The sequence below is a fragment of the Mesorhizobium sp. CA5 genome (genome assembly GCF_020165105.1).
In the GTDB taxonomy this organism is placed as follows: domain Bacteria; phylum Pseudomonadota; class Alphaproteobacteria; order Rhizobiales; family Rhizobiaceae; genus Mesorhizobium.
Window position 1 is genome coordinate 160,099 of the sequence record NZ_JAIUHJ010000004.1, and the last position, 24,691, is coordinate 184,789.

Annotated in this window: 18 protein-coding genes, 1 tRNA gene and 1 pseudogene; 7 read left to right on the plus strand and 13 right to left on the minus strand. The window is 63.4% G+C overall.

Annotated features, from left to right (window positions below; genetic code table 11):
• Positions 1 to 4 precede the first annotated feature (4 nt).
• Both LB529_RS07405 and LB529_RS07410 read left to right on the plus strand, forming a co-directional pair.
• Positions 5 to 1,213: a beta-ketoacyl-[acyl-carrier-protein] synthase family protein gene (locus tag LB529_RS07405; protein WP_224710687.1), complete on the plus strand. Its 1,209-nt coding sequence runs from the start codon at positions 5 to 7 to the stop codon at positions 1,211 to 1,213.
• 134 nt (positions 1,214 to 1,347) lie between these two features.
• Entirely contained in the window at positions 1,348 to 2,052 is a 705-nt protein-coding gene (locus LB529_RS07410; RefSeq protein WP_224637981.1) for a glutathione S-transferase family protein, read from the plus strand.
• Between the two features lie 4 nt (positions 2,053 to 2,056).
• Here the strand turns inward: LB529_RS07410 and LB529_RS07415 are convergent, their stop codons facing one another.
• The 4 genes from LB529_RS07415 to LB529_RS07430 all read right to left on the minus strand — a co-directional run bounded on the left by LB529_RS07415 (position 2,057) and on the right by LB529_RS07430 (position 6,460).
• Positions 2,057 to 2,374, minus strand: a complete 318-nt coding sequence (locus LB529_RS07415) for a hypothetical protein (protein WP_224710688.1) — start codon at positions 2,372 to 2,374, stop codon at positions 2,057 to 2,059.
• Positions 2,375 to 2,526: 152 nt separating this feature from the next.
• Positions 2,527 to 3,153 (minus strand): nucleoside triphosphate hydrolase, encoded by a 627-nt coding sequence (locus LB529_RS07420; RefSeq protein ID WP_224710689.1) that lies wholly within the window; start codon positions 3,151 to 3,153, stop codon positions 2,527 to 2,529.
• A gap of 151 nt (positions 3,154 to 3,304) precedes the next feature.
• Positions 3,305 to 4,411: a hypothetical protein gene (locus LB529_RS07425; RefSeq protein ID WP_224710690.1), complete on the minus strand. Its 1,107-nt coding sequence runs from the start codon at positions 4,409 to 4,411 to the stop codon at positions 3,305 to 3,307.
• A 240-nt stretch (positions 4,412 to 4,651) separates the two neighbouring features.
• Entirely contained in the window at positions 4,652 to 6,460 is a 1,809-nt protein-coding gene (locus LB529_RS07430) for a methyl-accepting chemotaxis protein (protein ID WP_224710691.1), read from the minus strand.
• A 314-nt stretch (positions 6,461 to 6,774) separates the two neighbouring features.
• On the opposite strand from LB529_RS07430, the pseudogene LB529_RS07435 reads away from it, so the two are divergent.
• Positions 6,775 to 7,623, plus strand: a pseudogene (locus LB529_RS07435) (D-alanyl-D-alanine carboxypeptidase family protein); the annotation flags it as partial.
• Positions 7,624 to 8,032: 409 nt separating this feature from the next.
• Here the strand turns inward: LB529_RS07435 and LB529_RS07440 are convergent.
• On the minus strand, positions 8,033 to 8,482 hold the full coding sequence (locus LB529_RS07440) for a universal stress protein (protein ID WP_224710693.1): 450 nt from the start codon (positions 8,480 to 8,482) through the stop codon (positions 8,033 to 8,035).
• Positions 8,483 to 8,984: 502 nt separating this feature from the next.
• Between LB529_RS07440 and LB529_RS07445 the strand changes: the two genes are divergently transcribed.
• The gene (locus LB529_RS07445) at positions 8,985 to 9,908 is read left to right on the plus strand and encodes a DUF1003 domain-containing protein (RefSeq protein WP_224609617.1); all 924 of its coding nucleotides are present in this window, start codon (positions 8,985 to 8,987) and stop codon (positions 9,906 to 9,908) included.
• A gap of 4 nt (positions 9,909 to 9,912) precedes the next feature.
• Here the strand turns inward: LB529_RS07445 and LB529_RS07450 are convergent, their stop codons facing one another.
• From LB529_RS07450 to LB529_RS07465, 4 genes are read right to left on the minus strand one after another with little or no spacing between them, the layout of a single operon-like run.
• Complete coding sequence (locus tag LB529_RS07450; RefSeq protein WP_224710694.1) at positions 9,913 to 13,335, minus strand: DEAD/DEAH box helicase family protein; 3,423 nt, start codon at positions 13,333 to 13,335, stop codon at positions 9,913 to 9,915.
• 57 nt (positions 13,336 to 13,392) lie between these two features.
• On the minus strand, positions 13,393 to 14,226 hold the full coding sequence (locus LB529_RS07455) for a DUF3883 domain-containing protein (RefSeq protein WP_224710695.1): 834 nt from the start codon (positions 14,224 to 14,226) through the stop codon (positions 13,393 to 13,395).
• 2 nt (positions 14,227 to 14,228) lie between these two features.
• Positions 14,229 to 15,278: a restriction endonuclease subunit S gene (locus LB529_RS07460; protein ID WP_224710696.1), complete on the minus strand. Its 1,050-nt coding sequence runs from the start codon at positions 15,276 to 15,278 to the stop codon at positions 14,229 to 14,231.
• Complete coding sequence (locus tag LB529_RS07465) at positions 15,275 to 16,849, minus strand: class I SAM-dependent DNA methyltransferase (protein ID WP_224710697.1); 1,575 nt, start codon at positions 16,847 to 16,849, stop codon at positions 15,275 to 15,277. The genes LB529_RS07460 and LB529_RS07465 overlap by 4 nt, the downstream gene beginning before the upstream one ends.
• A gap of 240 nt (positions 16,850 to 17,089) precedes the next feature.
• On the opposite strand from LB529_RS07465, the gene LB529_RS07470 reads away from it, so the two are divergent.
• The 3 genes from LB529_RS07470 (at position 17,090) to LB529_RS07480 (ending at position 20,026) form a co-directional block, all read left to right on the plus strand.
• Positions 17,090 to 17,166, plus strand: a tRNA-Arg gene (locus tag LB529_RS07470).
• 393 nt (positions 17,167 to 17,559) lie between these two features.
• Positions 17,560 to 18,549: a hypothetical protein gene (locus tag LB529_RS07475; RefSeq protein WP_224710698.1), complete on the plus strand. Its 990-nt coding sequence runs from the start codon at positions 17,560 to 17,562 to the stop codon at positions 18,547 to 18,549.
• A gap of 1 nt (position 18,550) precedes the next feature.
• Positions 18,551 to 20,026, plus strand: a complete 1,476-nt coding sequence (locus LB529_RS07480) for an FAD-dependent oxidoreductase (protein WP_224710772.1) — start codon at positions 18,551 to 18,553, stop codon at positions 20,024 to 20,026.
• 320 nt (positions 20,027 to 20,346) lie between these two features.
• Here the strand turns inward: LB529_RS07480 and atzF are convergent, their stop codons facing one another.
• Genes atzF through LB529_RS07500 form a run of 4 tightly spaced genes read right to left on the minus strand, consistent with a single transcriptional unit; the run spans position 20,347 to position 24,689 of the window.
• Positions 20,347 to 22,149, minus strand: a complete 1,803-nt coding sequence (gene atzF, locus LB529_RS07485) for an allophanate hydrolase (protein WP_224710699.1) — start codon at positions 22,147 to 22,149, stop codon at positions 20,347 to 20,349.
• Positions 22,146 to 22,496, minus strand: coding sequence for a cupin domain-containing protein (locus tag LB529_RS07490; protein ID WP_224608202.1), 351 nt, complete (start codon positions 22,494 to 22,496; stop codon positions 22,146 to 22,148). Before LB529_RS07490 ends, atzF begins: the two co-directional genes overlap by 4 nt.
• Positions 22,489 to 23,157, minus strand: a complete 669-nt coding sequence (locus LB529_RS07495) for a cysteine hydrolase family protein (protein ID WP_140655605.1) — start codon at positions 23,155 to 23,157, stop codon at positions 22,489 to 22,491. The genes LB529_RS07490 and LB529_RS07495 overlap by 8 nt, the downstream gene beginning before the upstream one ends.
• The gene (locus tag LB529_RS07500; RefSeq protein WP_224710700.1) at positions 23,157 to 24,689 is read right to left on the minus strand and encodes an ABC transporter ATP-binding protein; all 1,533 of its coding nucleotides are present in this window, start codon (positions 24,687 to 24,689) and stop codon (positions 23,157 to 23,159) included. Before LB529_RS07500 ends, LB529_RS07495 begins: the two co-directional genes overlap by 1 nt.
• Positions 24,690 to 24,691 lie beyond the last annotated feature (2 nt).

Below are 24,691 nucleotides of genomic sequence, written 5' to 3' on the forward strand. Positions count from 1 at the left end.
CTGCATGCAAAAACGCGTCGTCATCACCGGTATTGGCGGGATTTGCGGGCTCGGCAACGATGCGGCGGCGATATGGGACGCCATGCGCGCCGGCCGCTCGGCCATCGGCCCTATCGACAATCCGTCGCTGCATGATCTCAAGGTCAAGACTGGCTGCGAAATCAAGCAATTGCCGGACCATGGCATCGACCGCAAGCAGGTCGTGTCGATGGACCGCTTCAGCCTGCTGGCCGTGATCGCGGCGCGGGAAGCCATGCAGCAATCGGGCTTGACCGCACATGCCGACAACACCTACCGGATGGGCGCAATCGTCGGCATCGGCGTCGCGGGCTTCGAGACGATCGAGGAGAATTACCGCGCCATCCTGCTCGAAGGGCGCAACCGCGCCGCCATCTTCACCGTGCCGAAAGTGATGCCGGGCGCGGCCGCCGGCCAGGTCAGCATGAATCTCGGGTTGCGCGGTCCTGTTTTCGGGGCCACTTCGGCCTGCTCGTCGGCCAACCATGCGATTTCCTCGGCGGTCGACCAGATCAGGCTCGGTCGCGCCGACGTGATGGTCGCCGGCGGCACCGAAGCGCCGCTGGTGTGGGGCGTGCTGAAGGGCTGGGAGGCGCTCAGGGTGCTTTCGCCAGACACCTGCCGGCCGTTCTCGGCCGATCGCGCCGGGCTGGTGCTCGGCGAAGGCGCCGGCATGGCGGTGCTCGAAAGCTACGATCACGCGATGGCGCGCGGCGCCACTATCTTGGCCGAGATCGCCGGCGTCGGGCTTTCGGCCGATGCCTCCGACATCGTCGCGCCGACCATCGAGGGACCGGAAGCGGCAATGCGTTTTTGCCTGGCGGATGCCGGACTCAGTCCGGAAGATGTCGACTACCTCAACGCGCACGGCACCGGCACCAAGGCCAACGACCAGATCGAGACCGCGGCAATCAAGCGCGTCTTCGGCGAGCATGCCCGTTCGCTTTCGGTGTCCTCGACCAAGTCGATGCATGCGCATTGCCTCGGCGCTTCCGGCGGACTGGAGATGATCGCCTGCGTGATGGCGATCCGCGACGGCATCGTGCCGCCGACCGCCAATTACCGCGAGCCGGACCCCGAATGCGATCTCGACGTGACGCCGAACACGGCGCGCGAGCGCAAGGTGCGCGCCGCGCTCAGCAACAGTTTCGCCTTCGGCGGAACCAATGCGGTGCTGGCCTTCAAGGCGGTTTGATCGCGGCCGACCGGTTGACTGTGTGTGCACGGCAAGCGGGTTAGCGGCGTATTGATCCCGGCCGGCCGGGGTCCTAATTCTCCCTGACCCGCCAAAAAGCGCCGCCCCGCGCCAATCCGCATCCGGAGTTTGCGATGACCGACCTGTCCGCCTTTCCGATCGCCAAGCGCTGGCCGGCCAAGCACCCCGAGCGCCTGCAGCTTTATTCCGCCACGACGCCCAATGGCGTGAAGGCGTCGATCGCGCTGGAGGAGATCGGCCTGCCCTATGAGCCGCACTATGTCGATATCGGCAAGAATGAGAGCTGGACGCCGGAATTCCTGTCGCTCAATCCGAACGGCAAGATACCGGCGATCATCGATCCGGATGGTCCGGGCGGCAAGCCGATCGGCTTGTTCGAGTCCGGCGCCATCCTGCTCTATCTGGCCGACAAGACCGGCAAGCTCATTCCCGCCGATCCGGCGCGCCGCTACGAGGCGATCCAGTGGGTGTTCTTCCAGATGGCGGCGATCGGCCCGATCTTCGGGCAGGTCGGCTTCTTCCACAAATTCGCCGGGCGCGAGATTGCCGACAAGCGGCCGCTGGAGCGTTACCGCGACGAGTCGCGGCGGCTGATCGGCGTCATGGAAACGCGCCTGAAGGGTCGCAAGTGGATCATGGACGACGACTATACCATCGCCGATGTGTCGATGCTGGGCTGGGTGCGCAACCTGATCGGGTTCTACGAGGCGCGCGACCTGGTCGGTTTCGACGATTTCCCGACCGTTGCCGAATGGCTGGAGCGCGGCCTGGCACGGCCTGCGGTGAAGAGGGGCCTGACCATCCCGGCGAAGGGCTAGGCTCTTATTTCGACTTGGCGCTGGTTCCCCTGCCAAGCATGGACGCGGCCAATCTTGCAGTCGCCACCACCGCGCCGGTCGCAACGCTTGCAACCGTGCGGATCGGACCCGGCCTGCTTGCGGCTGGTTTATGGGGCTTCTGCGCCTTGGCCGCGACCTTGTGGGCCGCGCCGGGCGTCACTTTCTTCGGCGCTGCCTTACCGAAGGTCGGCTTGGCGTCCTTCGATCGTTCGGCCGCCGCGGCGCCGGCTTGGGCTTGCATCGTCCTGGATTGGCTGGCCCTGGCCTTTTTGGGCGCGGTTTTTCTGCTGTTCGTTGCCATCTGACGGCTCCTGCATTCTCGGTTCGCAGTTTCGGAGGGAAAGCGTTCGCCCGCCTTCCTGGAATTGCTCCGGCGCCGGACAATTCGGGATAGGGTCATAACGGCCTGAAAACCTTAAAGTTCCCGCCGGAAAATATTGAAAATTGAGCAGGTTAACCAATAACCAAGGAACCAACGACCATATCGGCCGGCCGGCGCCGCGCCAGCACCCGCTCGATGTTGGGCATGTCGTTGGAGGCGATCCATGCGCGGGCATCCTCGTCGGACTTGCCATGTTCGCGCCAGCGCTCCATCAGGCGGCTTTTGAGCTCGCCCCGCGGCACGTCGACGAAGATGGTGAAATCGAACAAAGGCGCCAGCCGCGACCACGGCTCCTCGTCGAGCAGCAGATAGTTGCCCTCGACCAGGATGAACTTGGTGTCGGTGCCGACGATTTCGGCCGCCGCGCGCGACAGTTCCATGCTGCGGTCGAACACGGGAATCGCGATATCGGGTTCGCCGGAGCGGATGCGCTTCAAGAGCGTCTCGAAACCGGCGAAATCGAAGGTTTCCGGCGCGCCCTTGCGGGGGCGCAGGCCGCGGCGGTTGAGAATGATGTCGTCATAATGAAAGCCGTCCATCGGCACGACCTCGGATGTGCCTTCCGGCAGCAGTTCATGCAATGCAGCGGACAGCGTCGACTTGCCGGAGCCGGGCGGACCGGCGATGGCGACGACGAAGCGCCTGGCTCCGCCGGCGCGCTTGAAGATGGCGGCTGTGATATGGGCGATCTCGGACATCGGCGGCTTTCCGGCTGCGGTTCAGCCGACATCTTGGCGGGTGTCGGCGGAAAATTCAAACCTTAGGACGTCGTTTTAGACTGCAAGCTGGCAGTCGCATGCTGCCGGTTCATGCAGAAATCCAAAACGCCGGCAGGCGCTGGCCGACCTCTCAAGCAGGAACCGACCTGCCAATGCGCAGGAACTCCCCGTCGAACGGCAGCTCCCGCGCTGCCCCGCCGGCAGCGAGGACACGCAGGCGGTCGGGCGCGGTTTCCAGACTCCCCGGCGGTTCGGTGTCCGCGAACGGCACCGCGCCGATGACATGGCGGAAGGAGACCGACCGCCCCTCGGCCAGCGCAAAGGCCGTCGCCACGCCTTCATGCTTCAGCCAGTTGTCGCCGAGCGAAGCGGCATGGCCGATCGCGGTGCGGCCGTCCTCGATGCCGAGCACGCCGAGATGGCGGCCGCTCCAGGGCGCGTAGTCGCGGCCGCCATTCGAGAACCACAGCATGGTGACCGGCAGTTCGGCCGGGTTCTTCAGCACCAGAACCAGATCCCGCTCGGCGCGCCGCGCAATCGCCGTCCAGCCCGGCCCGCCGTGATCCGCCTCCACCAGGGTGATGAAATCCTCGCGCCTGTCTTCGGTGTGGTAGTCGGTGAGATCGGTGGTGCCGCCGGCCGCCAGCGGAAACTGCGCAAGGTCGCGGGCGCGGGCCGGATAGGCGAGCATGAAGCGGCCACGCGCCGGATCGGGCTCGAGCGGCGTGGCGGGCGTGACAGCCACGCGTTTCGGCGAGAAGGCCAGCCGGCCGCCGCCTTGCATGACCGTCATCGGATGATGGGCGACGGAGATCGCGCCCGAGCCGCCGGAAAAGATGTGCTCCTGGTAGAGGAAAGAATGGCCGTCGCGCAGCGTGAAGACCTTGTCGACAGTGGCGCCCATCACCTTGCGGCGCAGCCGGAAACCGGCCCGCCAGCCGCCGGCAATGGCGGCGCTTTCGACGACATCCCATTCGCTGTTGCCCGGCCAGCCATGCAGGGGCGCGGTCTCGACGTCACTGGTGGAGAAAGGCGCGCAGAGAAAATCGCCTGAGAGCCGCACCGTGCCTTCGGGCAGGGTTTCCGGCAGGCTCTCGCGCGGCGTGCCGATCCAGGGCGCGCGGTGCAGGGGCTTCAGGAGGCGGCCTTCGGCCTCGACCTCCATGGCACTGATGTGACCGACGGCAAGATCGAGCGAAACCGAGATGCCCTTTGCGCCGATGGTGAGCGTGTCCATGAATGCTTCCCGAATCTTTTCTCGCGGCAGCAAAGCCTGTCCAGCACCGGATACGCAAGCGTGATGGCTGGCAATTTGCATCAGGCGTTTTCGCCCCCGCCAACCTATCCTTCGTCATTCTAGGGCGGAGCAAGGAGCGAAACGACGCGCGCAGACCCTAGAATGACGAAGGATAGGTCGCCGCTTCACGCGCGATAAAAAATCGCAAGAGAGGGGAACAGCGCCACGCTGAAAACGACCCTACTGCCTTTTATACTCCCTGACCGGCGACTTGGTGCCATCGGTATAGGTCACCTGCACCGCCATCGATTTCACGTCATCCTTGACCTTGAAATAGGGCTGGTAGTCGGACGGAATCGCATAAGGGTCCTTGGCGTCGCAGGGCGGCATCTTGATCTCCTTGTCGAGCGCGGTTCCGTTCAGGCTGTAATGCACTTGCCTGATGGCGCAGCGGAAGGAGAGCATCTGGGTGAAATAGACCAGACCGCGATTGCCGCCTGCGTCGAAGGCGATCCACGACGTCCAGAACTGGTCGAGGATCTGCTTGTTGCCCTGCTGGAGCGCTGAATCTGGATCGAAGCGGATGTCGAACGGGCCGGTCTCACGACCGCGGATGTCGAGATATTTGATGCCGATATTGGTCGCCGCGGTGCTGTCCGGCAATTCGAAGCTCGGATTGGGCATCGGCTTGCCGGTGCGCTGGTCGTTCATCGCCAGCATGCCGGTCTCGGTGAACGGGCCATTGGCGCCGAGCCGCCAGGAAATCGCCGTCGCCGGCTCGGGCAGCGAGATCGTCATCGACCAGCCGGCGTTGGAGCGCGTCGGCGTCAGCGTCGGCACGAAGCGCGACGGGTCGAGCACGTCGCCCAATGCCGTCAGCCGGGCGCGGCTGCGGTCGAGCCAGTCGGCCAGTTGGCTCTGATCGACGAAATATTTGAGCAGGCCGCCGTCTTTTTCGTACGAAACGAACTTGGTCAGCGCGGTCGCCTCGCTGCGCTTGTCGGCCAGCGTCTGGCTGCCCAGGCGGTCTTCCGAAAATTCCTGCGCCAGGAGAAAGTAAGCCGTCGCGTAATCCGGGTTGGCGGCGATGAAGGCGTTGAGCTTGTCGAGCCGCTGGACATCGTCGAACTGCAACAGATGGACGAGCTTAATCGACGGCGCCTTGGCCTTTTCCGCCAGAGAACCCAACACTTCGCGGGCGCCCGCCTTGCCGTCCTGGACCCTGAGCAGCGTGGCAAAGCGCGTATAGGGGTCGATCGCATCGACATCGAAGCCGGCAAAACCAAGATAGGAACGGCGGGCGTTGAGCATGTCGCCGGCCAGCTCATAGACGCGGGCATTATGATAGAATTCGTCCGGGCGCTTGGGATCGGCGATGGCGCCGCCCTGCGCGGAGAGCTGCGCGAAGCCCTTGGCGATGGTGTCGATCGAAGCGGCGATTTGCTCGGTGGTCGCCTGCAGCTTTTCGGCCTGCGCCTGCTGCTGTTCTTGGCCCGCGGCCAAGCTGTCGGTGGTCTGCTTCACCGCATCCACGGTCTTCTGCGTCTCGGTGCCCTGTTGGGTCTGCCTGGTCTGCGTCAGCGCGATCTCTTCGGTCGTCTTCGCTACCGTGTCGGTGGACTTCTTGACCGCTTCGACGGTCTTCTGCGTCTCTGTGACGGTCTTTTCGATCTTCGCCACTTTCTGCGAGACGATGCCCAGCGACTGCTGCAGCTCGGCCACCGCCGGCACGAGGCCGGCGATCACGCCGTTCTGCGAATTTGTTTGCTGCTGGATGCCGTAGACGCCGCCAGCGATTGCCGCCGCGCTGGTGGCGAAGATCAGTGCTGGCATGGCTTTTGCCGCCAGCACCAGGCGCAGCACCATGGCGATGGCGATGATCAACGCCGCGACCGCGGCGCCGAGCGCGATATAGGCGGCAAAGGGTCCGAGCGGGTTGAGCACGTCGCCGACCGCGCCGCTGACAAAGGCGAAGCTCGCCGCCCATTTGCCGGTGCGGCTGAGCGATGCCCGCAGAAGCGAGGTGGTGCCCGTGGCGATTTCCGACATTGCCGATCCCCCCAAAACCAAGCCGCGGGCATATTAACGGAAAGGTGGGGCGGAAGGCAAAACGGGGGTAAGCAGGGGCCGGCGATTGGCGAAAGCCAAGCAGCATCCGATCTCCCCCCCTTGCGGGCCGCAAGGGGGGAGATTGGCCGCTTCGCCGGCAGCGCGCACCCCGAAAACCTGGGCAAATGCCTTATTGCCGCCGTTAACCCATTGGACGCGGCACATGCGGTACGTTAGCTTCGCCGCATCTCAGCAACAGCTTTAGAACCGTCTTGCCCCGTCCCTTCCCGCTCCTCCAGAAACTCATCGCCGCGATGGCCCTGCTCCTGCTGGTCGCCGGCTGCACCACGGCCGCGCCGCCTGAAAGCGTGCTTGCCGTGCCGGCGAAGCCGCAGAAATATGCGGCGATCGTGGTCGATGCCTCGACCGGCAAGACCTTGTTCGAAGTGAACTCGAGGTCGCAGCGCTATCCCGCCTCGCTGACCAAAATGATGACGCTCTACATGCTGTTCGAGGCGCTCGAGTCCGGCCGCGTCACCAAGCAGACGCAGATTCCGGTTTACGACCACGCCGCCTCGCAGCCGCCGACGAAGCTGCGCTTCCGGCACGGCGAGACGATCGACGTCGATTCCGCCATCCGCGCCATGGTGGTGAAGTCGGCGAACGATGTGGCGGTGGCGGTGGGCGAGTATCTGGGCGGCGGCTCAGAGGACCAGTTCGCCGCCATGATGACCGCCAAAGCGCGCGCACTCGGCATGACCGCCACCAATTTCCGCAATGCATGCGGCCTGCCCGACGACGGCCAGGTGACCACGGCGCGCGACATGGCGGTGCTGGGCATGGCGCTGGAAAAGCGCTTTCCGCAGCATTTCCACTATTTCTCCGAAAGCGACTTCATGTTCCGCGGCCGGCTGGTGCGCGGCCACAACGACATGCTGGGCCGCGTGCGCGGCGTCGACGGCATCAAGACCGGATACATTCGTGCCTCCGGCTACAACATCGTCACCTCCTACAATGCCGACGGCAGGCATCTGATCGTGGTGGTGATGGGCGCCGACAGCGCGCGCCAGCGCAACAACCATGTCGAGGCGCTGATCCAGCGAAGCCTGGGGCCGACGACAGCCGATGCCGGCCAGCCCAGGCTGATGTATTCCGGGCAGCAGCCGGCTTCGCCCCTGCCCGGCATGGCGCCGCCGGATTCGGCTTTGCCAGGGCTGCCGGCACCTGGTTCCGCGCCCCCTGCGTCGATGCAGGCTGGCCAGCCGGCGTCCGATCTGCCTTCGCCGGATTTGGCGTCGCCCAGTTCGCCGCTGCTGCCGACGCAGTAGAGCGGCGCCCTTGTCGGCTCGTCATTCCAGGGCGGAGCAAGGAGCGAAGCGACGCGCGCAGACCCTAGAATGACGAACCGATAGGAAACGGCGCCCGACGGCCCGGGTCTGTCGAGATTCAGGTCAGGCCGCGCCGAGAATGATGGTTTCCGAGAACCGAGCGGAGCGTACTTTAAGTACGTGAGCACCGGAAGCGCAGGAAATCGTCGTTCGCAGGCCGGCATCACCTGAATATCGGCGGAGCCTACCGGACCACCAGCACCGGGATCCGCGTCAGCGACACCACCTCCGCCGTCTGGCTGCCAAGCACCAGGCGGCCGAGGCCGCGGCGGCCGTGCGAGGCCATGACGATGAGGTCGCTGCCCTCGGCGCCCGCAACCTCGAGGATCGCCTCGGCCGGCGCCTTGTTCTCGACGTGGACGCCCTTGGAGGCCACACCCTTGGCATCGGCTTCGGCCTTGCATTTGTCGAGCACCTCGCTTGCATATTTGCGCGCGCTTTCCTGGTAATTGGTGAGCTCGTCGGCGGCGACATAGCCGGCCATGGCACCGCCCCAGGCCAGCGTCGGGAACGGCTCGGAGACGGTGACGAAAGCCACGGCGGCGCCGAGCCCCTTGGCCAGCTCAAGCCCGTGGGCGACGCCCTTTTGGGCGAGTTCCGAACCGTCGGTGGCAATCAGGATTGTCTTGTACATGGTGGCGATCCCTCATTTGCGGGGCGCTGCGCGCGGCCCAGGTGGCGGGAGCCTGAACGGTCAGGCCTGATGTCGATATAGTCAGCCTATCAGGCCCGCCACAGGGGCCAGGTTGATCCGGATCAAGGCCAGGGGGCGGAGACGATTGCTCCAGGCTGGTGAGAAATTGCCGACGGCGCTCCCCCTCTCCGTCTCGGCTTCGCCGAGCCACCTCTCCCCCGCCTCCGGCGGGGGCGAGGAACCCAGGATTGCGAACGGCGCGGCAATGGCGATTGGCGTTTCCTCGCCCCCGCAAAGCGGGGGAGAGGTGGATCGGCGCGAAGCGCCGAGACGGAGAGGGGGCTGCGCCGCCAGGTGCGATTGCAGCGCGAAGGTCGGCGGAGAAAGCAACGCCCGCCCAATCACAAGAACTTGTTCCGTCACACACTTTTCATACTGACCATGGATATGCCGCGCCGGCTTGGCGTATCGTATCGCAAAGCCTCGAACAGGAGCACCGACCATGGCCAGCGACCCGAAGGCAGCCGCGCAGAAACAGGCGGACAACGAGAACGACGTCGCCGGCGAATATCTCGAGGCGGAAACCGTGTTGGAGGATGCCCAGCACGGAGCCGACGAGATCCTCGAAGCGCCGGAGGTGCCGGATTCCGAACCGCATGTGCCCGGCCGGATCAAGCCGAAGAAAAAACCCTCGGCGATCAGCGGCCGGAAATTCCGCAAGCGCGACCTGGTGCGCATCGACGACCTCAGGCCCAGCCTGGCCGACCGCATCCGCTCCGACCATCCCGACCTGCCGCGCGGCGCCCGCATCAGCCGCGAGGAGCTCGGCCGCTACCGCATGCGCTACATGGAGGAGTTGCTGCAGCAGGAGCATGGCGAATTCTCCGAGCTCGACCGCCAGGTGGTTGAATCGATCGCGAGACAAGACACGATCTCGGAAAACTCGGAAGAGGAGTTCGAGGAGCACCGCTCCTTCGCCGACCGCGTCTCCGACACGATGGCCGAGTTCGGCGGCAGCTGGTGGTTCCTGATTTCGTTTGGTACCGTGCTTCTGGTCTGGATCGGCGTCAACCTGATCGCCGGCCTGGCGCACGCCTTCGATCCCTACCCGTTCATCCTGCTCAACCTTCTGCTCTCCTGCATCGCCGCCATCCAGGCGCCGGTGATCATGATGAGCCAGAAGCGGCAGGAAGCCAAAGACCGGCTGCGCTCCTTCAACGACTACCGGGTGAACCTCAAGGCCGAGCTGGAAGTGCGGCACCTGCACGAAAAGCTCGACTACCTCATCTCGCGCCAATGGCAGCGCCTGGCCGAAATGCAGCAGATGCAGCTCGATGCCATGCACGAGCTGGCGGGTGCAAAGAAGCAGAAGCGGGCGACAAGGGCGGTGAGAAGGAGGGTGGCGAAGGTGGAGGCGGAGGGGTGAGGGGCTAGGCCACCGCGCTGTCGCTGATCTCGCGAATACGATTGACAAGCTTCGTCACACGATCCCCGTCGAACACTTGCTCGGGTCCCGTCGGCGCGATGTCGGTAAAGGGCGGCTCATAGAGCAAAGCAGGGTCCATCGTACCTCTGGCGATCAGATGCTCGATCACCATCTTGATGAACTCGATCTGCTGATGGGTCGCGGAGCCTGAGTTGAGGAAATCCCCGAAGGCCTCAGTGACGGAAGCACGGTCGAGGCCGACGAGCGAGCGGACGAAACGGCCAAAGCCATCGCTTGCCTGCCGGGCCCGGTCGATGTCCTCCGGCCCGCCAATGCCTGCATCGAGCAACATCTTTTCTAGTTGCTCCAGGTCACTTGCGGTCAAAGGCCGTCCTTGGCGCAACCTGTGAAGGACAATGTTGTCCTCGCATGCCTTCAGAAAGTGGCGGGCCTTAGTCTTGAAGCGAGCGAAATCCGCTTCGCCGACTTGCGGCAGCTCGATCTCCTCCCCGACGCCGATCTCATCAGCGAAGTTGGAGTAGACGATCGATCGGCGGCCCTTTTCTATGTGCTGGATGAGGTCGCGAAGCCGGAGGCGAACCAATTCCAGCAGGGGCACGGTCACGCCCTGCCACCAGATGTCCTCTTGAATTTCTTCGATCAATGTCGCTTGCGCGGCAATGCCTGGAATTGCCGCCTGGTCTTCCAGCGCCGAGGCGATTTCGAGCAACTGCTTTTTCAGCTGGCCAAAACGTTTTGAGCCCTTTAGCAGCGCCAGTTCCAGTTGGAACATCAAGAGATCGAAGCGTTTTGCCTCCTCGGTTCCGAGGTCGCGAGACGACGGCAGCGGCGCAATTTCCTCGACCAGCTCGTTTCGCGAATCGTCGTCAATGGATTGCCACGCCTCGTCTCGCTGATATTTTTCCACCTCGCGCCGGCGCCGCCGCACGATGAAATTATCGAGGTTTAAGCCGGCGACCGTTTCGCGCAAAACTGTGAGAGCACTGGCTCGAACGTCTTCTTCGCTGGGTGGCGCATGGGTGGCAATTTGGGCTTCAAACGACTGCTGCTTCTCCTCTGAGAACCCGTTCGGCAATTCGTGCTTTCGATCCAAGGCGCGCACCAGGTCGAGCCGAGCCGCGAACAACCTCGCCGAAAGCGATTTCGCCGCACTGGCTTCCTTGACCTCTGGATTTGCGCCGAAGAATTCGAGATTCTGGCAATAGTCGAAGACGCGGAAGAACTCCTTGTCCTGGCCCGGACCGAAAAGGTCGGGACAAAGCCGAGTGCCGCGTCCCATCATCTGCCAGAACTTCGTCTTCGACCGCACCTGCTTGAAGAAGACGAGGTTGACCACCTCAGGCACGTCGATGCCGGTATCCAGCATGTCGACCGATATGGCGATATGCGGGACTTTGTTCTTCTTGGAGAAATCGTCGATCAGCGTCTGCGCGTAGGCTCCGCTCTCGTAGGTGATCACTCGAGCAAAATGGCCGGCAAGCGAGGGATAGGCTGCATTGAAGCGGGCCTCTATGTAGACGGCGTGTGGTTGGTTCTTTGCGAAGATAATGGTCTTGCCGAGCCGGTCCCCTCCTTCGACCTTCAAGCCATTCTCCATCAGGTGAGCGATGACTTGGTCGACCGTGTCCTGGTTGAAAAGACGCTTGTTGACCTCGGCTGCCTCAACGGTATCCGGAATCTCCTCCTCGCCCCATTCCAGCATGTCCCACTGGTCTTTCTCCTCTTCGGAGAGATCGTCATAGCGAAGGCCGGAGCGGACGATCTTGAGCGGTACCGAAATCGCTACCGGCGGCACGAGATGCCCGTCTGCGACCGCTTCATCGAGACTATAGGCGTCGGTCGGAACGCCATCTTCCAGATCGAAGAGCGAGTAAGTGTTCTTGTCGATCTCGTCCTTCGGCGTCGCAGTGAGACCGACGAGAAAGGAGTCGAAATACTCGAAGATGGCGCGGTAGCGCTGGTAGACCGAGCGATGGGCCTCGTCGATCACGATAAGATCGAAGTGCCCAGGACCGAACTTCGCTTTGCCTTCCTGCCTGCCATCGATGAGGTTCATCATCGTTGGATAGGTGGATAAGAACACGCGGCCCTCTGAAGTTCGTTCGGTGACCAGATTAACCGGTGCCGAGTCTGGCAGATGCGCTTTGAAGGCGCCTGCGGCCTGGTTCACCAGCGCGACACGGTCGGCCAGGAAGAGCACGCGCTTCACCCAACCGGCACGCATCAGCAGATCGACCAACGCGATCACGGTCCGCGTCTTGCCCGAACCGGTCGCCATGACGAGCAACGCCTTGCGCTCGCCTTCCTCCTCAACCGCCTTGGCGATGGCCCGAATGGCGCGCTGCTGGTAGTAGCGCTCGACTGTCTTGCTGTTTATCCGAACTTCTCCTAGCCGCTTTCGGCTGCTGCGACGTTGGATCAGCAGTTCCAGTTCATCGCGTTTGTAGAAGCCGCCGATCTGGCGCGGCGGATAGCGAGTGTCGTCCCAAATCCAGTGCTCATAGCCGTTCGAGTAGAAAATCACCGGTCGCTGGCCGTAACGCGCCTCCAACCGGTCGGCATAAAGCTTTGCTTGTTGCTGGCCCTGGCGGGCATCCTTGCGAGTGCGCTTGGCCTCGACCAGTCCGACTGGCTTGCCGTCGGCGCCCCACAGCACGTAATCGACGAAGCCTATGCCCTGCTCGTTGGGCATGCCCTCCACGCGAAACTCCAAATCCTCCGGCTTGTCGAGCGCCCAGCCCGCCTCGCGCAGCAGAAGGTCGATGTAGCGGTCGCGGGTTTCGGCCTCGTTGTAGTCATGTTCAGATGGCGTCGCCTCGGCCGCATGGCGGGCCGCCGCAACCTCGGCGCGCAGGCGCTGCAATTCGGCGTCGAGGTTCTGCTTGTCGGAAAGCAGCTTAGTCAGTTCACCGTTCTTGGCATCGAGTTCGGCTTGCTGCGCCTTCAGATGCGCGAAGGCCTTCTTCAGTGTCTCGTCACGGCGCGCCAATACCGACGGGTCAAAGACCAGACCGTCCGCCGGTTTGGCCTTGCGAGCATAGGTGCGCGCCAGCCAGAAACAGACGTGGAACAATTCCTTGACCGCACCGGCGGCGTCGCCGGGCCGAATGATTTTTTCCTCATGAACGGCGCGGTTGCGCAGCGAGTTGATGAATTTCGCCTTGGCAAACACCGCCTCGCCGGCTGCTCGTCGAAAGCTTGGCTCGTGCAGCAGCGCGGCGATATTGTCCTGATATGGGAGCTTCAGGCCAGGGTCGTTGCGAAACGCCCATTTAACCGCGAGCTCAACTGTCTTGCCGGCAAAGAAGGCCGCTGCCGTTGGCGACACACCTGCCTGCCGCTCGGCTTCAACAGCCGCTTCGTGAATATTTGGAAACTCGCCGGCGAGGAACGCAAAATTGGACATGCGGGGAAACTACGGAAAACAACCGAATTCGCAAGCAGATTCAAGTATTGGCGGGGATCAGAACTGCGCCCGCCAGGTCGCGGCCTTCAACAGCACGGATTTATCCAGTGGCGGTGTAAGCTCGAACGCTCGGGGCTGACGGGCAAAATCGAACAGCCGAACCAGCCGGAACGCGTCCGGTCGCTCTTCCGAGAAAGCCCGCTCATTCTCCGAAATCAGAAATGGAGTCTGCTTGTGGCCGGTGGTGGTCTTCACCTCGATCAGCCGCTCGCCACCGGCCGGATCGAACGAGCGGATGTCGTAGCCAGCGCCGTCGCCGTCCTCCGCCGAAACCCATCGCACCATGCGGGCGAGATCACTACGGCCAGCAGCACGCAGGCCGGATTGCTCGGCGAAGAACACGCGCTCCTCGCCATTCTTGCCCATCTGTCTATTACGCGCATCCCGCAGCGCAGGATCAAACCTCCGCACGATCCGCTCCAGCGCGGCTGGCACCCCCTCGACACTCGCGATGGGCGGCTCCTCGAAGAAGATTTGTTGGGGCTCGTGCAGGCCGGGTGCCGACGCGGCCGACATAGGATTTTCAAAGAGTGTCGGGTTAAGGGCGATGTGGCGCTCGACGCCGTCGACCAGCGCGCGCTGGAAATTGCGCCTCGGCACGTAACCTCTTAGCCAGATCATGCCGAGTCGATCCAGCACAGCGCTGATATTGTGGTGTTTGAATTCGATCGAGCCACGGCTGCGGCCGGTGAACTCCTGCAGCGCTGCGTTGCGCTGGGCCTTTACAAACGCTCGGCCCGCCAATTCCAGCGACAGCATGTCGAAGTAGTCCGCGACGATCAGGTCGATTTCGCGGTCGGTCCAATCGCTACCGGCCAGCGCATCGGGCATGATCAGAGTTGGCCGGAGAAGGCGCGGGATTGGAGGGAGGAGAAGAGCGCCTCCAAACGTTCCCGAGAATCGAAAAGCAATGTTTCCATACTTCTTGATGACGCAATCGCTCTTTCGTAAGTCCGCTGTAACTCCAAAGGTGGAAACAACACCTCTACCGGATATATGCGACTGCCCGATATCAGCGGCTGGGCAGCGCGTCCGGCATATTGGTTCAGATCCGCAAATCGCAAAGCGTCAGCCAAATATCGAAGCGACGTCGATCGCTTAATCTCAGATACATAAAGCGCGTTGTCAGTCACCCAGCTGTGCGGTTGCGTGACATGAACTGCGCCGCAGTAGACGCCAACTCTGCCCAAAACGATCATAGGTTCTTCAAACATATAGGACGAGTGATGACCATTAATCCCATTGCCGCCGTAGACAGGAAACGAGCCGTTCTCGTCCATGTCCTTGGCCACGAGTCCGTTGCCGCTCTTGACTTTCACTAGATCGCCAAGCGCGATTTTTGGCAAATTACGTGGATTGATATTCGGGTCGCCAAACATCTCCAGAAAGATCGACTGCGTCAGGCTGTCGAGCAGTTCGATGGCGCGCTTGCGTTTGCGGCGCAGCGCATCCGTCTTGTCCAGGATGGCGGCGATCCGCCGTTGCTCGGGGAGTGGCGGAAGCGGGATTTCGAGGCGTTTTAGAAACTTGTAGTGCCGGCTATATCCTGCACTCGGTATCTCGTTGGCGACCAGGAAGTGGTAAAGGAACCGAGGGTCGGCTCCTATCTCCGACTTTGGTTTCAAAACTTTGACGCCGTCAGCACCCATGCAAAAGCGAAAATCCACGAATTTCAGCGCGCGGGTGTGGTCGCCGAAAATGATCCAGGGTCCTTTCCCCTTGACGAGATAGGCGGAGTCGTCAGTGTATCCGCCTATGAACTCCTGCCCTTGGTCGACGATTGGATGCCGACCGACTGCGACGTAGTCGCCTTTCTGAACCTTCAAGTTACCGGAAGAAGCATCTTCAAACACTTTCTCGAAAGGAAGCGCAACAACGCTCATAGCATCGTCTCCAGCTCGTCCAGCCCCTCGATGATCTCCTTCTCTAACGCCTTCAGTTCGGCGATGATGTCCTTCGGCGAGCGATGCTCCTGCGCTTCGTGCACCACCTCCTTGTAGCGATTGATGGAAAGGTCATAGCCGGCCGCCGCGATATCTGCCTTCGGCACGCAGAAGCTTTGCGCCGTCCGGGGCCGCCCGCGCTCGGCGCCGTTTCGCTCCGCCCAGCGCGCGGCGATATCCGGCAGGTTGTTCCTAGCCAGTTCCTCGTCGGTCATGGTCAGGTTGACGAAATGGCCGGCCTCGCGATGTCCCGGCGTCGGCCCTAGCTTTTCGCCCGGCAGCAAGGCGTTGCGCTTGTCGTCGAGCGAAAAGCCGTCGGCCTGACAATCATAGAACCAGACGTGGTCCGTGCCGCCGGAATTGGTCTTTGTGAACAGCACGATCGCGGTCGAGACGCCGGCATAGGGCCGGAACACGCCGGACGGCAGCTTGATGATGCCGTCAAGCCGATGGTCCTCCACAAGCATGCGGCGGACTTCTTTGTGCGCGGTGGAGGAGCCAAACAGCACACCGTCCGGCACGATCACAGCTGCGCGTCCGCCGGGCTTCAAGAGCTTCAGAAAGAGCACCATGAACAGGAGCTCGGTCTTTTTGGTTTTGACGATCGAGAGCAGATCCTTGGCGGTCGTCTCGTAGTCCAACGAACCGGCGAAGGGCGGATTGGCCAGCACCAGCGAATAGCGATCCTCGTCGCCGGCATGCTCTTGGCTGAGCGAATCCTTGTAGCGGATGTCGGGACCCTCAACTCCGTGCAGCGTCATGTTCATCGAGCCGATGCGCAGCATGGTGTTGTCAAAGTCGAAGCCGTGGAACATTTCCTCGTTGAAGTGGTCACGGCTTTCTTGGTCGTGGAACATCTTCGGATGGCTGTCACGCAAATATTCGCCGGCCGCGACTAGGAAGCCGCAGGTGCCGCAGGCCGGATCGCAGATGATGTCGTTCGGCGTCGGCGCCGTCATCTCCACCATCAGCGCGATGATGTGGCGCGGCGTGCGGAACTGGCCGTTCTGGCCGGCGCTGGCGATCTTCGACAACATGTATTCGTAGAGATCACCCTTGGTGTCGCGATCCTGCATCGGCAGCTTGTCGATGAGATCGACCACCTTCACCAGCAGCGCCGGCGAGGGAATGGTGAAGCGCGCACCCTTCATGTGGGTGGCATGTGCCGTGCCCTCTTCCGCCATGCTCCGCAGGAATGGGAAGACGTGCTCGGACATGATTTTGAACATCGTGCCGGCATCCTTGTTCTTCAGCCGCGACCAGCGCATGTCCGCATAGGCGACGCCACCGTTCGCGCCGATGCCGTCCTTGCCATCCTTGAAAATGCGCCGGCGCATCGGCTGGCCGGTGCGCGTCGAGCGGTTTTCCTCAAGCTGCTCGGCATCGTCCAGCCCGCGCATGAAAAGCAGGTAGGTGATCTGCTCGATCACCTCGAGCGGGTTCGCGATGCCGCCGGCCCAAAACGCATTCCAAACGGCATCGATCTTGCTGCGCAGTTCACCGGTGATCATGCTGTCTCCTGCGATATTGGTCGCGGACAGGATTAAGCCACCAGAGTCCAACTTTGAACCCTTGGAAGCCATCATTGCGGTGGATGATCAGCGTGAGGTGCTTCATCGACGATTGAGCGCCGCACTGTGGCAGTGACCCGACCTTACATGCACGACTTCCAATTGGCCGTTGAAGCCCGAGGCGGCTTCGGCTATGAAGCCGTGGCTGGCCGGCTCACCGCCGGTTCGTTTTCCCGGGAAGCACCCGTAGCTCAGCTGGATAGAGCGCTGCCCTCCGAAGGCAGAGGTCACAAGTTCGAATCTTGTCGGGTGCGCCAATTTCTCATTGCATAACAGGTAGTTAGCACTAGGCTTTGCTTAGCTGAAGTCGTTCGGGGTTGAGCGGCGTAAGCGCTGAGAACCGCGCTCGGCTGCGGCCTCGCCAGCCTCAATTCGGATTTGGCGGCGTCGCAACCTTGCCTCCCCGATCGAAACGCCCGAAACGCCTGGCAACCTCGCACATCCCGCCATGAGTGCCTGGACCCGAAACTCGTGATCAGGACGAGGATATCCGGTCGGCGGGCAAAGCGGCCAAGGAACCCGCCGCCGATCAGATCGTTTCGCGATATTGGCCAGATCAACCGGACCGAGGAGAGCTCGAAATTCGGCATGCTCGCAATCGCGCGGCGCCGAATACCGGCCAGTTCCGCCAGTTTTAGGACTTTGGCTCAATGTTGCATGACGTCGACTATGTCCTGCGAAAACTCGATTGGCTGCGCGCCGAAGGCATCTGGCCCAACGGCTTGCGGTATCTTTGGACCGATGCATTCGGCGTCGTGCTCTATGTCTCGCTTTACACAGAAACTGGCGAAGAGCGCTGGCTGGGCGCGGCCGACCGGCTGGTGGCCGATGTCGAGCATGTGCTCGGCCGCCGGCGCGGATTGAGGATCGGCGAGGCGGCGGATCGCGATGGCCAGTATTTCCATTATCTGGCGATGTGGCTGTTCGCCTTGGCGCGTCTCGGCGATCTGAAGCCGGAATACCGCAAGCGGGGCATTGCGCTGGCGCGTGACATTCACCCAGCCTTTGTGATCCCCGGCCGCGGCGTGATCTGGAAGATGCAGGAGGATCTGAGCAGTCCATATCCTGGCTACGGTCTCGGCAGCATGGATGCCTATGACGGTTACGTCTCTTACCGGATGCTCGGTGAGGACGCGCTGGCGGTCGAGATCGCGCAAATGCGCGACCTGATGGAGCGGGATTGGCGCACCCTCGACATCGAGCAGGACCTCGGCCTGGGCATGATGCTGTGGCTCGCCCATTTCTTTCCCGACGAGCCGTGGGCAGAGGCGCAGACGAGGCGTTCGCTGCGAACGCTGGAAACGATGTGGGTCGACCCGCCCGGCTATTTCAGCCGCGCCCCATGGCTGGGCGATACCAAGTTCGCCTTTACCAATTACGGCGTTTCACTCGGCCTGCAGGCCGCCGGTATCTGGCCAGGGCGTATCGACAGGCTGAACGCCTTCTTCGAGGACTGGCGCTCGGGCGACGAATACGACCGCGAGGCGATCACTTGGGTGATGGCCTGCACCTCGCACCTTCCCGGTGCTTTTTTGGCCAGGGGTGGCGAGCGATCGAATGAAAGCGACGAACCCCCGGAACGTTCCTCCGCCGGCCCGGTTGTCGATGGAAGCGCATCGAGACGCGAGGGACGCGGTTGAAATGGCCATTCTCTTAGGAAAACCGGGAAGCTGTTGGGTTGCGGCAGCCACCGCCACGAACTTTCCCCGGTTCGAAGGTTCGCTCCGTGCGGACGCCGTTGTCGTGGGAGCCGGAATTGTCGGCCTGACGACGGCGCTTCGTCTTTGCGAAGCGGGCCGATCGGTGGTCGTCCTCGAAGGCCTGCGGACAGGCGGCCAGGTCACCGGCCGCTCGACGGCCAAGATCACCACGCAGCATGCCCTGATCTATCGTCATCTCATCGACACTGTCGGCCTGGAGTTGGCCCAGGACTACGCCGACGCGAATTCCGCTGGCGCCCAACAAATCCGCGATTGGATCAACAACTACGCGATCGCCTGCGATCTCGAGAGCAAGGACGCCTATACCTACACGTGCAGTGAAAGCCGGCGCGCGGAGGTCGTGGCCGAGGCGGAGGCCGCGCGCCAGGTCGGGCTGGAGGCCGATCTCCTCGATCGCGCGCCGCTGCCTTTCGAAACGACCGCAGCATTACGGTTTCCCGACCAGGCGCAGTTCAATCCAACGATGTATCTGATTGGCTTGGCGGCAGCGGTGACAGCCCATGGTGGTCGTATTTTCGAAAACAGCCGCGCCACCTCGATCGACGAGGCAAGCCGCTGGCGCGTCGTCACCGATGGCGGCGCCGTTGATGCCGGGGACGTCATCGTGGCCACCAACATGACGGTGAAGAGTCCCGTCGGCATGGCGAACCGGACGCAACCGCGCTGCCACACCGCCATGGCCTTTCGGATCGATGATCCCCGCCCTGTCGACGGCATGTTCATCGGCATCGACGATCCGACCCATTCCATTCGCACTGGCCGTGACGTCGAAGGTCCACTGCTGGTCGCGCTCGGCCCCAAATTCAACACCGGCTGGGATGGCGACGTGGCGAGGCGGTTCATCGAACTGGAAAAATGGGCGAGAAAGAACCTTCCCGTCGGTGACGTTGCGTGGCGCTGGTGCAATGAGGACTATGACACGGCCGACAGGGTCCCATACGCTGGCGAACCCGATCCCACCAAGGCGGCCGGCTTCCACATTGCCACGGGTTTCAACGCCTGGGGCATCACCAACGGAACGGTCGCGGGCACGATGATCGCCGACCTGATCTGCGGCCGCCCAAGCCGATGGCAAAAACTCTACGATCCGGCGCGGCCCTATCCCGAGGACTTCCACAAGAATGGCCGCAGTCAATCGATCGTCTCGAGCACGCACGATATCGCGCCCGGCATGGGTGGCGTGATCGTCAGGGGAGACGAAAAGATTGCGGCGTGGAGAGACACCGAAGGAGCACTCCGGGCGGTTTCGGCGACCTGCACCCACAAAGGCTGCACCGTATCCTGGAATAATGCTGACCGCACCTGGGATTGTCCCTGCCACGGCTCGATCTTTGCCGCCGACGGCTCGGTCATCCACGGCCCCGCCCGAAAACCGCTTGCCCAGATTGCATTGTGAAAGCGGCAGCTGTGAAGGCGGCGACCAATGCCGCCGACCTCATGCTGGCCGTTCGTAGGTTCCGACCACTCCGTCTCCTGCAATGCGTGTTTCTGGGCTTGCTTCCAGACCTGATGCACGCCCGCCTGTCCCGGTACGCCGAGGCTCGGCAATCGTTGCCGCGGTGCTCGACGTCTGGCATCAGCACGCGTCGGGTTCTGGACTGTCGGCAGCAGCGCATAATAGCAATCGTTGAGCGGCACCCTCTTCGTCATCGTTCGAAGGACGTGCCCGGCACTGATTCCATGCAAAGCAGTTCGCGGAGTCCGTTGAGGACACATTCAAACGGGAACGCGATCAGACAGAAAGCGGCGCCAGCCGCCGAATGACGAGATGTCGGAAGCGCCCAGCAAGCCCACGGATTCCACCAGGAAGCCTTTGGCGCTGCTGCCGTCGTCAAGCTCTATATTGCCAATGCCCAGCGGCGGCGGGATGGCGGCCACGAAGTGGCCGAAGGCCTCGGCAGGCAGCCGCCAGACCTCTACCTCGATCGCAGTGCCGCCGTTCTCCACACGGACCAGTCCCGGCTTGGGGGTGGCCTGGCCGGCGAGCTGATAAAGCTTGTATGAAGAGGCCGTCCTCATCGCCCGGCAGAACCGGGCGCCGGCCTGCTTGAGCTGGCCATTGAGCGGCATTCCCGAGAGGTGAGCGCCGACCACCACCAATTCGATCGTGCCGTCTTCGGCCGACGCGCCGACAGGCTGCACGCTCGGCTGGCGCCAGCCGGTCGCGCCGAGGGTGAGACCGCTCGCGGCATGGAGATCGCGCGCGATGGACGCCACAAGGCCGTCCAGTCCGGCGGCCGCAAGCAGTGTCACGCTCATCGGCAGGCCGTCGTCGCGCGTGCCGGTCGGCACGGCGATGCCGCACATGTCGAGCAGGTTGACAAAATTGGTGTAGGTGCCGAGCCGGCTGTTGGTCTCGACCGGATCGGCGAGCACGGCGGCGGTGGTGTAGTGCGTCGGCGCGGTCGGCACGCAGAACAGGTCGACCGAGGCGATGAGCGGGGCGAGCTTGGCCCGGTAGGCCTGCAAGGCATAAAGGCCGCGGAAAGCGTCCGCCGCCGACAGCTTCCTGGCGCCGCCGATGATCTTGCTCGTCACCGGATGCATGGCGGCTTCGTTGGCTTCCATGAAATCGCGGATGGCGGCATAGCGTTCGGCCACCCATGCGCCCTCATAGAGCAGGTCGGCGGTGGCGTAGAAATCGCCGAACGGGATTTCAACCAGCCGGCAGCCGAGCCGCGACAGCATGGCGAGCGAAGCCTCGAAGCCGCCCTGCATCGCTGCGTCGCCGAAGAATTTCCAGTCGGCTCTTGCCGGGATGCCGACGCTCGGCACAGGCGGGCGCGCGGCGAGCGGCCGGACGGCGATGTCGCGCGAATAGGGATCGGTCGCATCGCGCGCTGCCGCGACGCAGAACACTGCATGGGCGTCGTCGACGGTCAGCGCGAACACCGACACGCAGTCGAGTGTGCGGCAGGCCGGAACGACGCCGCCTGTCGACAACGCACCGACGGTCGGCTTCAGCCCGACGATGTTGTTGAGGCCAGCCGGGATGCGGCCGGAGCCGGCGGTGTCGGTGCCAAGCGCGAAGGAGACGATGCCGCGCGCCGTCGCCACCGCCGACCCGGAGGAGGAGCCGCCCGGCACCAGCTCCGCGTCGATGGCGTTGCGCGGGATCGGCCAGGGCGTGCGCACACCAACGAGGCCGGTGGCGAACTGGTCGAGATTGGTCTTGCCCACGACCAGCGCGCCGGCGGCCTTGAGCCGCGCCACCACGGTGGCGTCCTTGTCGGGCCAGTAGGTGTATTGCGCGCAAGCCGCCGTCGTCGGCATGCCGGCGACGTCAATGTTGTCCTTGACGGCGAAGGGAATGCCCCACAGCGGTTTTGCCACCGGGTCGAACGGGCCGAGCGCTTCGGCCGCGGCAAGCAGATCCGGCCTGGCGGCGAGATGGATGAAGATGCCCGGATCGTCGGCTGCCTCGATGCGGGCATAAATCGCCGCGATCACATCGCCAATGCCGACACCTCCACGATAGGCGGCGCGCAGGCTCGCTATGTCGAAGTGGACATCGCTCATTTCGTCTCCCCCAGAATGATCACCGGCAGGTCCCATTGGATCAGCACGACACAGCCGTCCTTCGTCCACACCGAATGCTCGGTTCCGACCGGATTGAGGATCACGCTGCCGGCAGGATAGTCGCCGTTCTCGTCGCTCTGGGTGCCTTCCAGCACGACGATGGTCTCCAGCCCGACATGGCGATGGCGCGGCACGCTGGCGCCCGGCCGGTATTTCAGGATCGCGACCGACGGCTCGACCGGCCCACCCTTCAGCAGCCAATGCACGCCGATGCCGTCTCGGAAAGGCTCGAACGCCAGATCGCGCCAGCCGCCGTCGAGCAGGCCGGCAAAGGCAAGATTAGGCATTGGCAATTCCCTCGAGCACCTGGTCGGTCGTCGCCGTCCAGCCGACGATGGCGCCCTGCGCCCTGATCATGGCGATCGCCGCCGCCTTGAACTCGGGAAAATAACTTTCCGTGGCGTCCTCGGCGAGCAGGCACTCATAGCCGCGATCGTTGGCCTCGCGCATCGTCGTCTGCACGCAGACTTCGGTGGTGACGCCGGCAAAGACGAGCTGCTCGGCGCCGAGCCTTTTCAGGTCATCGCCGAAGGAGGTCGCATAGAAGGCGCCCTTGCCTGGCTTCTCGATGACGATCTCGCCGGGCAGCGGCGCAAGCTCGTCGAGGATCGCGGTGCCGGGCTCGCCGGCGATCAGCACGCGGCCCATCGGCCCGGCATCGCCGATACGAACCGACGGATTGCCGCGGTTGCGCTTGGCTGGCGGCAGGTCGGAAAGGTCGGGCCGGTGGCACTCCATCGTGTGGATCACCGGAAGGCCGGCGGCGCGAAAGCCGTCGATCAACCGCTTCACCGTCGGCACGATCGCGGTCACCCGGCTGACGTCGTTGCCGAGGCTGGCGCCGAAGCCGCCGGGCTCGGCGAAGTCGCGTTGCATGTCGATGACGACCAGCGCCATGGTCCGCGGCTTGAAGGCGAACGGAAATGGCTGCGCTGCGATTTCCGCCATTAGTGATGTCCCGCCATGTGCTCGCCGATAGTCTGGACACTGGCCTGCGCAATCGGCGTCTCGTAGACCAGCGCACCGTCCGACATGACGAAGATGCGGTCCGAGAGCTCGAGCAGTTCGTCGAGATCCTCCGACATCAGAAGCACGGCGGCACCGGCATTGCGCGCCTGCATGATGCGGGCGCGGATTTCGGCCACGGCCGAGAAGTCGAGGCCGAAGCACGGGTTGGAGACGATCAGAAGGTCGACCTTGCCGGTGAGCTCGCGGGCAAGCACGGCGCGCTGCACATTGCCGCCCGACAGCGAGGCGATCGGCGAGGCAAGGGATGCGGTCTTGACCTTGAACTGCTCGACCAACCTGGCGCTGAATGCCCTGATGGCGCCGGCACTGATCCAGCTCACCGGTTTGCCGTTGGCGTCGATGTCGAAGGTGCGGAAAGAAATGTTTTCGGCCACCGTCATTTTCGGCGCGCAGGCATTCTTCAGCGGCTCCTCGGGAATGAGCCGCACATTGAGAGCGCGCGCCTCGGCCCGCGTTGCCGCATAGGCGGTGCCGCGCACCATGACCTCGCCGGCATCGCGGGGGCGCTGCCCGGCCAGCACTTCGAGCAATTCCTTCTGGCCGTTGCCGGAAATGCCGGCGATGCCGACAATCTCGCCGGCGCGCACGCCGAGATCCTCGATCCGGATCGACTTCAGCCCGGTGCGGTCCGGCGCCTTCAGCGCCTTGACCTTGAGCACGATCTCGGCGTCCGGCCTGGGCTCGGCGCGGCTGTCGAGGACCGCGATCGGCTGGTCGCCGATCATCATCGCTGCCATGGCTTTGCGGTCGAGGTCGACGACGCGGCCAGTGCCGGTCAGCCTGCCCTTGCGCAGCACGCTGACGTCGTCGGCGAATGCCGTCACCTCATGGAATTTGTGCGAGATCATCAGCACCGTCAGGTTGCCGGCCCTTGTCATGGCGCGCACCAGGCCAAGCACTTCCTGGGCCTCGCCGGGGGTGAGCACGGAGGTCGGCTCGTCCAGGACCAGGAAGGAGCGGCCGAGATAAAGCTGCTTGATGATCTCCAGCTTCTGCTTCTCGCCGGCAGCGAGCTCGGCCACCTTGACATCGAGCGGCAGCTTGAACGGCATTCGATCCATGAACGCGGCAAGCTCGCCGTGCTCCTTGCGCCAGTCGATCACGCCGGGAACCTTCTCACGCGAAATGACCAGGTTCTCGGCGCCGGTCAGCGAGGGGACAAGCGTGAAATGCTGGTAGACCATGCCGAGGCCGAGCGCCGAGGCGTCCCTGGGGCTGGCGATCGCGACCTCGCGGCCGTCGACGAGGATGTCGCCGGCGGTCGGGTGATAAAAACCCATCATGCATTTCACCAGCGTCGACTTGCCGGCGCCGTTTTCGCCAAGCAGCGCGTGGAACGATCCGGCCGGCACCTTGATGGAGACGTCGCCCAACGCCGTGAAGGCGCCGAAACGCATGGTCATGCCGATGGTCTCGACGCCGACGGCCTTGTTGCCGGTGATCGCGCTCATCC